The following is a 12971-nucleotide window of genomic DNA, read 5'->3' as shown; positions in this document are numbered from 1 at the left end:
GGGCCCCGGACAGGCTCGGAGCGCCGGGGCCCCGGCTTTGACGGTCGGGAACGCCGGGACGCCGGTTCTCATGATCGGGAACACAGCGGCGCCGGTTCCCGTGATCGCGGGCGCCGGGGCGCCGGTTCTCATGATCGGGAACACAGCGGCGCCGGTTCCCGTGATCGCGGGCGCCGGGGCGCCGGTTCTCGTGATGTCGCCGGTGAGCCCTCGCGGGGCGCAGCAGCCCGCGGTGCCGCCTCGCGCGGCGGAGCAGCCCGGCCGGTGTCCGGCCGGGCTGCGGGTGACGGCGATGGCGTGGCGGCCCGCGGCGGGCCGGCATGCCGTCGTCGCCGTCACGGGTTCAGTCCTTGCGGCGGCGGCAGATCAGCCCCAGCACGACGACCGCCCCGACGGCTGCCACCAGCAAGGCACGGTTCTCCCGTGCCATCCGGGCGCCCTGGGCGGCCTTCTCCCGCACCGGCTCCGGCGCCTTCTCCTCCCACAGCCGGCCCGCCTCGGCGGCCTTCGCGCGGGCCTGCCCGGCGGCCGACGAGGCCTTCTCCCTGACCGGCTCGGGGAGCTTGTCCTGCACTCGGGCCGCCGCCTCGGCGGCCCGGGCCTTGACCTCCCCGGCCTTGACCGCGGCCTGCTCCTTCAGCTCACCGGCCTTCGCGACGGCCTGCTCCTTGACCTCCGCGGTCTTCTCCTGGGCGCGCGCCTTGACATCGGCCTTGGCCGCGAGCGCCTCCACGGTCTCCCCCAACTCCTGACGGGTGTGCTCGACCTGCTCCCGCAGCTCCTCCTGGCTGGAAGCGGTCGGTTCGTCGTGCGGCGGCTGGGTCATCGGTGCGCACTCTCCTTGATCTCGGCCACATCGGCCTTCACGTTCTCGATCGTCTGCTGGGGCGCGGGCGGCGCGGCCTGGGCGACTTCCTTCTTCCCCTTGAGCGCCATCACCGCGGCGATCACGCCGAGGACCGCGGTGACGATGAGGGCCGCGGCCCACACCGGCAGGGGTATCGCCAGCGCGGCGATCGCGGTCGCGACGAGGGCCTGGAGCATGAGGAACCCGACCAGTCCGGCGCCGCCGAACAGTCCGCCCCCCTTGCCGTACCGCTTGCCCTTGTCCTTCATCTCTGCCTGCGCCAGGCGCAGTTCGCCCCGCACCAACTCCGTCAGCTGCTGCGACGCGCGCTGCACCAGTTCGCCCACCGGCTCCGAACCCGGCGCCTGCCGGCCTGTTTCATGGTGGAACTGTGTGTCCGACATGACGATCACCTCCCGTCATTCGTTGTGTCCGGGCCGAGGGCGCCCGTCGGCGCCCGGCCCCCGGAGAGCGTGCGAGTACCCCGTACGCAGCGGTTCAGGGCAGCCGGCCCGGCTTCATCCGGCCGACGGTGCCGAAGCGGTGCCTCGGCGCTCCCGGTGTTCTCATTCGGGCGGCAGCGCGGGCAGCGCCTCCGCCCTCTCGGCTGTCAGGTCCAGCGGCTGCAACCGGCTCCAGTACCGGTGCAGTGCCTCCTCCGGTGCGTCGGAGGGCGGGACCGACGGGTCCTGGAAGGCCAGATGCAGTTCCTCCACCCGGTCCTCGCCCGGCCGGTCGGGGCAGGGCTGCGGCCGGCGGCGGTTCCACCAGCGGACGGCCGCGACGGCCGTCCCCGCTCCTGCCATCGCCGCACAGCTGATCGCCCACGCCTCGTGCCGCCTGACCGCCATGGCCCTGTCCCCTCCTCGTCGCGCGGTTACCCGCCGTTGCCACCGCGTGTTGCCCGGCCGGCCGGGGTTATGCCCGTGCGCCGGCCGGACGTGACGGCCGGTCCCCACGCCCGCCGTGCGGCGGCGTGCGGGGCACCGGCCGTCATGTGCGGGGTTCAGACCTGGCCGCGCCAGGCGCCGGTCTCGTCGCCGCCGCGGGCCTCGATGAACTTCTTGAACCGCGCCAGATCGCCGGTGACCTGCCGCTTGACGACGCCGAGCTTGTCGCCGACCGTTTCGGCCAGGCCGTGGGGTTCGTAGTCCAGCTGCAGCATGACCTTGGTGCGGGTCTCGTCCAGACGGTGGAAGGTGACGACCCCCGCCTGCTCGGCCTCGCCGCTCACGGTGGTCCAGGCGACGCGCTCGTCGGGGATCTGCTCGGTGATCTCGGCGTCGAACTCGCGGGTGGCACCGTCGATGCTGGTCACCCAGTGTGTGAGGGTCGGCGTGCGCTGCTCGATGCGCTCGACGCCGTCCATGAACTGGGGGAAGGTCTCGAACTGGGTCCACTGGTTGTAGGCGGTGCTGACCGGGACGTCGACCTCGATGGACTCTTCCACCTGCGACATGCGTGTGCTCCTTCTCTCGGGCCCTTCTCGGGTCCTTCTCGGGTTCCGCTCGGATTTCCTCTCGGGTTCCGCTCGCGTCGGAAGGCCGGGCGGACACCCGGTCCACCCGTATGCGTACGGCGCTTCCCACCCACCGGCCGGCCGGCCCGGCTCGCGTGACGGGGCCGCGGCGGGCGGGGGTGTGTGACGCGGGTATCCCGAAGCCGGACCCCTACACCAAGATCGTTCTCAGGAGCACTCGGTACCCTGCCTGAGGCACCACGTTCCGGACTCCGGACGGATGCGGCGGCAAAAAGAAAAGGCAAGGAGGTCACCCACTCCTTGCCACTCTCAAGATATAGCCGATCGGGGGCCTTGCGGCAAGGCCCCGGCCGTGCCGCAGAATGTCCGGCCTGAACCGGCTTCTCACGGCACCGGGTGCCGTCATGGCCGCAAGAGATCTCATATCGGAGCTGATGCGTGAACCCCCTGGCCCTCGGCGCGTTCGACCTTCCCGACCGCCTGTCCTCCAAGGCCGACCCGGCGCTGATCGGCGGCGACGAGGAGCACTTCGCCGCCATCGCGCAGTGCCTCGAGCAGTCGGTCGCCGAACTGTCCGGCCGTCTGGAGGCCGAGCGGAAGGCGCCCGGCGGCAAGGGCCGGCAGGCGATGGACCGGGACGCGGAGATCCACCGGCTGACGGCCCGCCTGCGCACCCTGCGCCGGTTCGGCCTGGACCTGTGCCTCGGGCGCATGGTGAGCGCCGACCACCCCGAGCCCGTGTACGTCGGACGGCTCGGCCTCACCGACAGCTCGGGACGCCGGCTGCTGGTCGACTGGCGTTCGCCCGCGGCGGAGCCGTTCTTCGGGGCCACCCACGCCAACCCGATGGGACTGACGAGCCGCCGCCGCTACCGCTGGACCAACGGCCGGATCAGCGACTACTGGGACGAGGTGTTCGCCGCCGACGGGCTGGAGGGCCACGCCGCGCTCGACGACCAGTCGGCCTTCATCGCCAGCCTCGACGGCAACCGGTCGGCCCGGATGCGGGACGTGCTCGCCACCATCCAGGCCGACCAGGACGCCATCATCCGCGCGGGGTCCCGCGGCGCCCTCGTCGTGGACGGCGGTCCCGGTACGGGGAAGACCGTCGTCGCCCTGCACCGCTCCGCCTACCTCCTGTACTCCGACCCCCGCCTGGGGCACCGCCGGGGCGGCGTGCTGTTCGTCGGCCCGCACCGGCCGTACCTGGACTACGTCGCCGATGTCCTGCCCAGCCTCGGGGAGGAGGGCGTGCAGACCTGCATCCTGCGGGACCTCGTCGCCGAGGGAGCGTCGGCGACGGTCGAGGCGGACCCGGACGTGGCCCGGCTGAAGTCGTCCGCGGCCATGGTCAAGGCGATCGAGAAGGCCGTCCGGTTCTACGAGGAACCGCCCACCGAGGGGTTGAAGGTCATCACCCCCTGGGCGGAGATCCGGCTGACCGCCGAGGACTGGGCGGTGGCGTTCGACGCGGCGGAGCCCGGTACGCCGCACAACGACGCCCGTCACCAGGTCTGGGAGGAGCTGCTGACGATGCTGGTGGACAAGCACCCCGGTGACGTCTCGGAGACGCTGCTGCGCAGGGCGCTGCGGCAGAACAGGGAGCTGCTCACGACGTTCGGCCGCGCGTGGCCTCTGCTGGAGGCGGCCGACCTCGTCGGCGACCTGTGGTCGGTGCCCGCCTACCTGCGGATGTGCGCTCCCTGGCTCGACCGGGACGACGTACGGCGGCTCCAGCGCGCGGACGCCCGGGCGTGGACGGTGTCCGACCTGCCGCTCCTGGACGCGGCACGGCAGCGGCTCGGTGACCCGGAGGCGTCGCGGCGCAGGCGCCGGCACGAGGCGGCGGTGGCCGCCGAACGCGAGCGCATGTCCGCCGTCATCGAGGGCCTGCTCAGGGCGGACGACGACGGTGAGGGCGCGGTGACGATGCTGCACGGCAAGGACCTGCAAGACAGCCTCGTCGACGAGAGCGGCCTGCCCACCGCCGACCCGGACTCGCTGGCCGGTCCCTTCGCGCACATCGTCGTGGACGAGGCGCAGGAACTGACCGACGCCGAGTGGCAGATGCTGCTGCTGCGGTGCCCGTCCCGGAGCTTCACCGTCGTCGGGGACCGCGCCCAGGCCCGGCACGGGTTCACGGAGTCGTGGCAGGAGCGGCTGGCACGGGTCGGGCTCGGCCGGGTCACCGTGGCTCCCCTGAGCATCAACTACCGGACGCCGGAGGAGATCATGGCGGAGGCCGAGCCCGTCATCCGGGCCGTCCTCCCGGATGCCAACGTGCCGGTGTCCATCCGCGGCGGCGGCACGCCCGTCGTCCACGGATCGACCGCCGACCTGCGCCCGGTCCTCGACGACTGGCTCGCCACGCATGCCGACGGGATCGCCTGCGTCATCGGCGACCCCACGTTCCGGGCCACGCCCCGCGTCCGGTCCCTGACCCCGGAACTGTCGAAGGGACTCGAGTTCGACCTGGTCGTCCTCGTCGATCCGGAGAACTTCGGCGAGGGCGTCGAGGGAGCGGTGGACCGCTACGTGGCGATGACCCGGGCGACCCGGCACCTCGTCGTCCTCACGAGCGGCTGACGCCGCCGGCCGGGAACCCCGCGACGGACGGCCGGAGCACGCGCGCGTGCTCCGGCCGGTCCCCCCGGCTCGGTGGCTGCCGGTCAGCTCGCCGCTGAGCGTCCCCCGCATGCGGGCGCCGGCCTCGTTCAGGCCGGTGATCTCGGCGGTCTTGCCGCGCCGGGCGTGCTTCGTCCCGATGGGGCCCGGCGCGGCCGCGGAGGAGGCGTCCCGGATGTGCGCGGCCGACAGGTCGATGCCCGCCTTGCCCGGATGGGTGGCGTAGCGCAACCGGGCAAGGCGGGTCGTTGGATGAGGCGAGGAACAGCGCACCGGTGACCCGGCAGACGGCCGACGTGCCGTCGGGGCCGGTGACGGGAGTGGCCGCGGCGAGATGGGCGACGCGCCGGGCGAGGACGACCGTGCGCGCCCAGCCGGCCCGGGCGGAGGAGTTCGCGGCCAGGCCGGCAGAGCGCCGTTCCCGGACCTCGCGGGCGAGGGGCGCGTGAGCGGCCGTGGGGGCGGGGAGCCTCGCCTGGGCCGTGTCGTCAGGTGACCGGCGGGCCGCGGGCGTTCACCATCCGAACGACCGCCTTGTCGCCGCCCGGACGTTGCCTTCGCGTTCCGGGAACCTCAACTGCTTTTCTCTGAGGGCCTGTTCACCCCTTGACGGTTGTGGTTCAGACCTTTTACGTTCCGATGCCGGGCGGGCCTTCTTCCGCGGCACGCGGCTCGGTACGGCCCGCCCCCGCCATCCGCCGACCGCGAAAGGCTGTGATCTCCTCCGTGGCCGCACAACCCCCCACGCGTTCCGCCCTGTTACAGGCCGCACTCGCCGCCGCCCTCGCCGTGCCGGCCGGCCTGCTCGCCACCTCCTCCGCCCAGGCCGCCGCCGCCCAAGCCGCCGCCGACCAGTGCTGGGCGACGCACTACGGCCCCCAGCCGCCCGGCGCGCTGACCGCCAGCGGCGAGGTCTTCGACAACAACGCCGACACGGCCGCCACTTCGCTCACCCGTCAGCCCCAACTGCCGTTCGGGACCCGGGTGCAGGTGACGAACGTCGCCAACGGCAGGTCACTGGTGGTCCGGATCAACGACCGGGGCACGTTCGCGCAGACACCGCAGGAACCCAAGTGCCTCGACCTCACCGACGGGGCGTTCGGCCGGCTGGGCGGAAGCCTGAACCCCGACGCCGGACACATCGTGGTCACGCAGCAAATCCTCAACTGAGGTTCGAACCACGTGCCTTGACCCGTACCACAGCTGCCCCGTGAATTGGAGCGTTCTCTCCATGCCTATCCCGTACATCAGGCGGTCGCCCTCCCCCCGCGTACGTCCCGGGCGACTCGTGGCCGCTGTCATGGCCGCCGGGTCCTTCGCCGTCCTGTTCGGCGTCACGCCCGCGCAGGCCGCGGACGGTCAGATCACCGGCCTCGCCGGCAAGTGCGCCGACGTGGCGGGCGCCGCGAGCGCCAACGGCACCGCCGTACAGCTCTACGACTGCAACGGCACCGCCGCGCAGCACTGGTCCAACCCGGGCGACGGCACCCTGCGGGCGCTCGGCAAGTGCCTGGACGTCGTGGACCGCGGTACCGCCGACGGAGCCGCCGTACAGCTGTGGGACTGCTCGGGCGGCTCCAACCAGCAGTGGGTGGTCACCGCCGCGCACGACATCGTCAACCCGGCCGCGAACAAGTGCCTGGACGTACGCGACGACAACTCCGCCGACACCACCCGGCTCCAGATCTGGAGCTGCTCCGGCGGGGCGAACCAGAAGTGGAACGCGCCGGCGGGCGGAGGCGGCAGTACGACGTCCGGATTCGTGCTCTCCGAGGCTCAGTTCAACCAGATGTTCCCGAACCGGAACTCCTTCTACACCTACAGCGGCCTCACCGCCGCGCTCGGCGCCTACCCCGCCTTCGCGCACACCGGCAGCGACACCGTGCAGAAACAGGAGGCCGCGGCGTTCCTGGCCAATGTCAGCCACGAGACCGGCGGGCTCGTCCACGTCGTGGAACAGAACACCGCCAACTACCCGCACTACTGCGACGGGACCCAGCCCTACGGGTGCCCGGCGGGGCAGGCCGCCTACTACGGGCGTGGCCCGATCCAGCTCTCCTGGAACTTCAACTACAAGGCCGCCGGGGACGCACTCGGCATCGACCTGCTCAACAACCCCTGGCTGGTCCAGAACGACGCGGCCGTGGCTTGGAAGACGGGCCTTTGGTACTGGAACACCCAGTCCGGGCCGGGCTCGATGACCCCGCACAACGCGATGGTCGACGGCGCCGGCTTCGGGCAGACCATCCGCTCCATCAACGGCTCCCTGGAGTGCGACGGCAAGAACCCCGCACAGGTGCAGAGCCGCGTCGACGCCTACCAGAGGTTCACCCAGGTCCTCGGCGTCAGCCCCGGCGGCAACCTGTACTGCTGACATCTCCCCCCTGCGAGGAGGCGCGAGCAGGCGTCCCCGCAGGGAGATCACCCGCCCCGGACGGAAGGTCGCCCGCACCGTCCGGGGCGGGCTGTGCTCGGTCGCCCGCCGTGCCGGCCCCGGACGGGCCGTTCCGCCGGCCCGTCACCCCGCTCCCCCACGCCTCCGACCTCCAAGGCAGCCCCCCATGCCGATGCCACCAGCCGTGCTGCGGCTCGCGGTCACCGCCGCCGGTCTCCTGCTCACCCCGACCACCGCCCTCACCCCCACCCCGGCCACGCCGGCCTCCGCCGCCGTACCACCGCACACCACCGCCGCCGCCGCCCGGACCGCCACCGGCACGGCGGACCCCGCCGCCTGGGAAGCACCCCTGTCGACGCGGGGCCGGTACATCGTCGACGCCCACGGCGACCGCTTCCGGCTGAAGGGCGCCAACTGGGACGGCGCACAGGGTTCCTGGACCGGCGGCGGCAGTGCCGCCGACCCCGCCGACCATCACGCCGGGCAGGACTCCCACGGCATCCCCCTCGGCCTGGACCGCGCACCGCTGGCCCGGCTCCTCGCCGACTTCCACCAGTCGGGGATCAACACCGTCCGGCTGCCGTTCTCCAACGAGATGATCCACCGTACGACCGCCGTCCCGGACAGCGCCGTCGCGGCCAATCCCCAGCTGCGCGGCAGGACACCCCTGGAGGTGTACGACGCCGTGGTGGACGCGCTCAGCCGGGACGGCTTCGCGGTCGTCCTCAACAACCACACCAACACCTCCCGCTGGTGCTGCGGCATCGACGGCAACGAGCGGTGGAACAGCGGGCAGTCCACAGAACAGTGGGCGGACGACTGGGTGTTCATGGCCCGCCGTTACGCCTCCGTCCCACGCGTGGTCGGCGCCGATCTGTACAACGAGGTCCGGCGCGATGTACTGGACGACCCCAACTGGGGCCTGGGCGACGCCCACGACTGGTACGCCGCGGCCCAGCTGGCCGCCGACCGCATCCTCACCGAGGGCGACCCGCGCCTCCTCATCGTCATCGAGGGGATCAACTGGACCGGGGTGCCCGTGGACGGACTCCCGCACGGCCGGCCGGTGCTCACTCCCGCCCGCACGCTGTCCCACACGCTCGTGGACGCCCGCAAACTCGTCTACTCCGCCCACTTCTACGGCTACACCGGCCCGCACCACAGCGGAGCCACCGGCGTCGGCGAGACTCACGACGCCCGCTACCAGGACCTGTCACGCGCCGAGCTGGCCACGGCCCTCGACGACGAGGCCTTCTTCGTGGAGGAGAGCGGCCGGCACTACACCGCACCGGTGTGGGTGAGCGAGTTCGGCATCGGTTCGGGCGAGACGAACCCGGCGGCCCGGGCCTGGTTCGGCAACCTCACCGGCTACCTCGCCGAGCACGACGCCGACTTCGCGTTCTGGCCCCTGGTCGGCTTCGCGGGCCACGACGACTGGGCACTGCTGCGCTACGACGACACCGGGCACCGCTCCGGCATCCTCGACCCCGGCGACTGGCGCGGCGCGGCATGGCAGCGCCTGATGACCACGCCGGGCAAGGCCGGTGCCGTGGCCCCGGTCCCCGTCTGGCGCATGCTCAGCACCGATCACGGGGACGCGGTGGCGTCGCTGCGGGTGCGCGCCGCGGGGGACTGGGACCCGGGAGCGTACAAGGCCGCCTGCCCCGACGGCACCCGGCTCCTCGGGCTGAGCCACACCGGTGGGCGCGGTCTGTGCACCGACACGGGCACGGCGGACCTGCGCGCCGCGGACGCGCGCCGGACGGTGGTCACCGACGAGCGGTATGTGCCGGCCGGCGGGGACTGGGCGTCCGGCTACACCAAGTACCAGTGTCCGGAAGGGGAGTTCCTCATCGGCTACGCGCTGCGCGGTGAGCGTGTGTCGACGACGCTGTGCGTCCCGGCACGCAGCGCGCTGTCGGGCGCCGGACGGACGGTGTGGTTCGACCGGTCCGACGGCCGTCCCGCCGACGCGGCCGGCGGGGACTTCGCGTACGGCAGCTCCAAGGGACAGTGCGCGGCGGCCGAGTACGCCGCCGGGATCGCCTTCACCACCCGGGTGGGCAGCCACCCCGGCCCCGCGGCCCTGCTGTGCCGCACCCTGCCCTGACGGGCGGACCCGGGCCGTCCACGGGCACCGCACACGGAGCACGGGAGACGGGACCACCGGAGCGCCGGGCCGGCGGCCCCCGGGCAGCGCGCGGTCGTGCCCGCTCGGGCGCGCACTGCTCAGGCGGCCCGCACCTCGAAGCCGCCCCGGCCGTCGAACCGTACCTCGTGGACCGCGTCGAACCCGTCCGCGGGCGACGGTCTGCGCAGCTTCTTCAGGGTGGCCAGGACACCGATGTCCGGTACCCGGTCGCGGCCCTCGCGCGCGGCGTTGCGCCGCAAGGCACCGGTCACGTCCGGGGGGAACCAGTACGCCGTCGCCGTCGCGCCGTGCGCGTGGGCCAGCTCCACCAGCGGAGCCCACTCCCGCGGCGACGGGTTGGTGTTGTCCACGGCCACCGCCCGCCCGGCCGCCAGGTGTCCGGCCAGCAGCCGCATCTGCCGGCCCTGCTTGTTCCTGGCTCTCCGCGGGAACAGGTCCTTGCTGACCAGCTCGTACCGGTCGGACAGGCACCGTGCGTAGAAGGCCGACTTCCCCGAGGCCTGCAAGCCGACCAGCACGGCCACGTCCGCTTCTGTCGCCATACCGGCCACGATGACACGTCACCGCGGGCCGGACGAAACACTCGCGGAGGGGCCGGTGGCGCGTCGGTCAGCGGGCCCGCGCGGCGGCCGGAACGCCGGGCCCCGGGTCCCGGCGGGCTCGCGAGGGCCGGGACGCTCGGGCCACGAGGAACAGCAGGAGTCCGCAGGCGGCGACCAGCTGCCAGCCCGGGCGGGAGGCGCGGGCCAGGTCCGCGGGGCCGGTGCCCGCGACCAGGCCGCCGGCGACGGCGATGCCGACGGCGGAGCCCAGCTGTCGCGCGGTGGACGTGACGGCGCCCGCCACCCCGGCCCGGGCGGGCGGCAGTCCGCTCACCGCTGTGTTGGTGATCGGCGCGTTGGCGAAGCCGAAGCCGATGCCGATGAGCAGGTAGGCGAACAGCAGCAGGTACACGCTGGTGTGCCGGTCGAGCCCGGTCAGGCACAGTCCGCCGGCGGTGAGGAAGCCGCCCGCCAGGCACAGCGGCAGCCGCGGGCCGGTACGGCCTACCAGGCGGCCGGACCACGGTGCGCAGACGGTGGCGCCGAACGCCATGGGCAGGGTCGCCGTACCGGCGGCCAGCGCGGTGAAGCCGCGGGCGTGCTGGAGGTAGAGGGTGTTGAGCAGCAGCGTCACGTTCAGCGCGGCGAACACCGCCACAGCCCCCAGGACGGCGCCGCTGAACGCGGGCCCGCGGAACAGGCCCGGGTCCACCAGCGGTTCGGCCCGGCGGGACTCCGCCCACACGAATCCCGCCGTCGCCGCGGCGGCCAGGGCGTAGGCGGCCAGCGCCGCGGGTGACGTCCAGCCGATGCGCGGTCCCTCGATGAGGACGCCGACCCAGAGTCCGATCGTCACGGTCAGCAGGAGCTGCCCCGGAACGTCGAGCCGCCGGGGCTTCGCCGCCCGGGACTCGGGTACGAACAGCGCGCTGAGCACGAGAGCCGCCACGATGACCGGGGCGTTGATCCAGAACAGCGACCGCCAGCCGAGTCCCGCGACGAGGGCGCCACCGGTGACCGGGCCCGCGGCCATGCTGAGCCCGAACACGGACGCCCACACTCCGATCGCCCGCGCTCGCTCCCGCGGGTCGGGCATCGCGTTGACCACGATGGCGAGTGCCACGGGACTGAGCATGGAGGCGCCGACCCCCTGCACCGCGCGTGCCGCGATCAGCGCGCCCACCGACGGGGCCAGCGCGCAGGCCAGCGAGGCCGCGCCGAACACCGTCAGCCCCCACTGGAACACCCGCCGGCGCCCGAAGCGGTCCGCCAGCGCGCCGGAGGAGATCAGCAGACCGGCCAGGACGACGGTGTACGCGTCCACGGTCCACTCAAGACTGCGGGTCCCCACGTCCAGGCCGCGGCCGATGGCGGGCAGGCCCACGTTGACGATGGTCGTGTCCAGGCCGACCACGAACATGCTCAGACAGCAGACGGCCAGCACCGTCCAGCGTCTGCGGCTGCTCAGCGGGAGCGGTGGGTTCGGGGCGAGCGTCGTCGCGGTCACGGTCTGCCTTCCGGGTACGGGAGCGGTACCCGGTCAGGCTCGGTCAGGGTGACGGCCGGCGGCCAGTGTCTTTGCCGGGACGGCAAACGGTCGGCCGGTCCGGGGGCGGACCTGTGCCCCAGCGGACGTACACCACGGCCCGGTCCACGCCGTGGCCGTGCGGAAGCCTGCCCGCTCCCGGGGCGCGCGGCGGCGCGGTCACCGATCCGGCGCGCTCGGGCCCTCCCCGTCCCCGGCGTTCCCGGCGTTCCCGGCGTTCGCGGCGTTCGCGGCGTTCGCGCGCAGCAGACCGGTGACCTGCGGGCGGATCACTTCCCAGGCGACGGCCGGCAGGTCGCCCAGGGCCGTGCCGCGCAGTGCGCCGAGGGCCCCTTCGGCGTCGGTGTCACCGGTGGCGTCCCCGCTGAGCACGTCGTAGCCGTCGCGTACGGCGACGCGCAGGCGCCGGCCCGCGCCGTCACCGGCGCGCAGGGCGGAGGCCACGACCAGCGGGGGCGGTCCGCCCGCCTCGCCGGGCAGCTTGCGGTAGGCGGAGGCGATCGGCGCACGCCAGCTCAGGCTGAGCAGGACCGGCCGTTTGGCGACGACCTCGGTCAGGTCCGCCTCGCGGATCCCGTCGGACTCCAGGACCGTGGCGCGGGCGTCCAGGACGAGGGCGGCGGGGAGCAGGCAGCGCAGCGTGCTGCCGACGAGGTTGCCCCCGACCGTCGCCGTCCGCCGCACGGCGCCGGTGCCGATGGTGGCGGCGGCCAGCCGCAGCACGTCCGGCTGCTCGGCGCCGATCCGGTGCAGGACCACGGCACCGCCGACGGTCTCGCGTCCCAGGACGTTGGCCTCCGGCACCTCACGCAGGGACATGGCGAGGCCGGGGAAACCGTCCCGTTGCCACGTCGCCCACACGAGGGTCGCCCCGCCGATGGGCACGGCCCCCTCGGCGAGGCACTCCTGGGCTTCAGTCACGGACGTGGGCAGACACAACAGCACGGCGCCGACCTGCCTTCCTGGTCACGGGGACGACCGGCGGCCGGCACCACGGCCGGCTGCCTGCCGACAGCGCAGTCTTGTCGCGCGGGCGGGGGCGCGTACAGGGCTCACACGAGCGTGCGGCGCGCACCGACCGCCTACGGCCACGGATCGCGTGGCCCCCGGCGCGGGCTCACCGCGCACGGCCGTGCCCGGTGCGGGGCGCCGACGTCCGCGTCAGCGCCGGGCGGGCCGGGCGACGCTCGGCCGCAGCCGCCGCGTGTCGTACCGGTCGCGTCCGTCGGCCGGGCCGGGCACGGCAGAGCACAGGCAAGGCACCGCCGCAGGGAACCGCAAGGAACCGCAACGCACCGCAGGACACCGGCGGTTTGCCCGTGGAACGCGAGAAGTCCTGCCGGGCCGGGCGGGCCCGCCGGCCTTGGGTGGGTGTTGGCGTCAT

At 73.7% G+C, this 12971-nt stretch carries 11 protein-coding genes and 1 pseudogene; 4 read left to right on the top strand and 8 right to left on the bottom strand.

Going from position 1 to position 12971, the window contains the following annotated elements:
- Positions 1 to 343: 343 nt before the first annotated feature.
- The 4 genes from ABZ117_RS27130 to ABZ117_RS27115 form a co-directional block, all read right to left on the bottom strand.
- Positions 344 to 826 (bottom strand): DUF3618 domain-containing protein, encoded by a 483-nt coding sequence (locus ABZ117_RS27130; protein ID WP_356824416.1) that lies wholly within the window; start codon positions 824 to 826, stop codon positions 344 to 346.
- A complete protein-coding gene (locus tag ABZ117_RS27125; protein WP_356824415.1) occupies positions 823 to 1251 on the bottom strand; it encodes a phage holin family protein in 429 nt (142 codons plus the stop codon). Before ABZ117_RS27125 ends, ABZ117_RS27130 begins: the two co-directional genes overlap by 4 nt.
- A 162-nt stretch (positions 1252 to 1413) precedes the next feature.
- A complete protein-coding gene (locus ABZ117_RS27120; protein ID WP_356824414.1) occupies positions 1414 to 1698 on the bottom strand; it encodes a hypothetical protein in 285 nt (94 codons plus the stop codon).
- A gap of 155 nt (positions 1699 to 1853) precedes the next feature.
- Positions 1854 to 2306: an SRPBCC family protein gene (locus ABZ117_RS27115; protein WP_356824413.1), complete on the bottom strand. Its 453-nt coding sequence runs from the start codon at positions 2304 to 2306 to the stop codon at positions 1854 to 1856.
- A 459-nt stretch (positions 2307 to 2765) separates the two neighbouring features.
- Here ABZ117_RS27115 and helR point away from each other — a divergent pair, with 459 nt between their 5' ends.
- On the top strand, positions 2766 to 4913 hold the full coding sequence (helR, locus tag ABZ117_RS27110; protein ID WP_356824412.1) for an RNA polymerase recycling motor ATPase HelR: 2148 nt from the start codon (positions 2766 to 2768) through the stop codon (positions 4911 to 4913).
- A 72-nt stretch (positions 4914 to 4985) separates the two neighbouring features.
- Here helR and ABZ117_RS27105 read toward each other — a convergent pair.
- Positions 4986 to 5313: pseudogene (locus ABZ117_RS27105) on the bottom strand (sodium-independent anion transporter); the annotation flags it as partial.
- Positions 5314 to 5678: 365 nt separating this feature from the next.
- On the opposite strand from ABZ117_RS27105, the gene ABZ117_RS27100 reads away from it, so the two are divergent.
- From ABZ117_RS27100 to ABZ117_RS27090, 3 genes are all read left to right on the top strand, one after another.
- Positions 5679 to 6122, top strand: coding sequence for a septal ring lytic transglycosylase RlpA family protein (locus ABZ117_RS27100; RefSeq protein ID WP_356824411.1), 444 nt, complete (start codon positions 5679 to 5681; stop codon positions 6120 to 6122).
- Positions 6123 to 6252: 130 nt separating this feature from the next.
- Positions 6253 to 7326, top strand: coding sequence for a glycoside hydrolase family 19 protein (locus ABZ117_RS27095; protein WP_356824513.1), 1074 nt, complete (start codon positions 6253 to 6255; stop codon positions 7324 to 7326).
- Between the two features lie 187 nt (positions 7327 to 7513).
- Complete coding sequence (locus tag ABZ117_RS27090; RefSeq protein ID WP_356824409.1) at positions 7514 to 9457, top strand: cellulase family glycosylhydrolase; 1944 nt, start codon at positions 7514 to 7516, stop codon at positions 9455 to 9457.
- 119 nt (positions 9458 to 9576) lie between these two features.
- Here ABZ117_RS27090 and ABZ117_RS27085 read toward each other — a convergent pair whose 3' ends face one another.
- The 3 genes from ABZ117_RS27085 to ABZ117_RS27075 all read right to left on the bottom strand — a co-directional run bounded on the left by ABZ117_RS27085 (position 9577) and on the right by ABZ117_RS27075 (position 12532).
- Positions 9577 to 10041, bottom strand: a complete 465-nt coding sequence (locus tag ABZ117_RS27085; RefSeq protein WP_356824408.1) for an AAA family ATPase — start codon at positions 10039 to 10041, stop codon at positions 9577 to 9579.
- A 67-nt stretch (positions 10042 to 10108) separates the two neighbouring features.
- Complete coding sequence (locus ABZ117_RS27080; RefSeq protein WP_356824407.1) at positions 10109 to 11548, bottom strand: MFS transporter; 1440 nt, start codon at positions 11546 to 11548, stop codon at positions 10109 to 10111.
- Positions 11549 to 11746: 198 nt separating this feature from the next.
- A complete protein-coding gene (locus ABZ117_RS27075; RefSeq protein ID WP_356824406.1) occupies positions 11747 to 12532 on the bottom strand; it encodes an FAD binding domain-containing protein in 786 nt (261 codons plus the stop codon).
- Positions 12533 to 12971 lie beyond the last annotated feature (439 nt).

Origin of the sequence: Streptomyces sp. NPDC006309 (assembly GCF_040613095.1) — a bacterium.
GTDB lineage: Bacteria > Actinomycetota > Actinomycetes > Streptomycetales > Streptomycetaceae > Streptomyces.
This window is presented reverse-complemented; position numbering and strand designations above follow the sequence as displayed.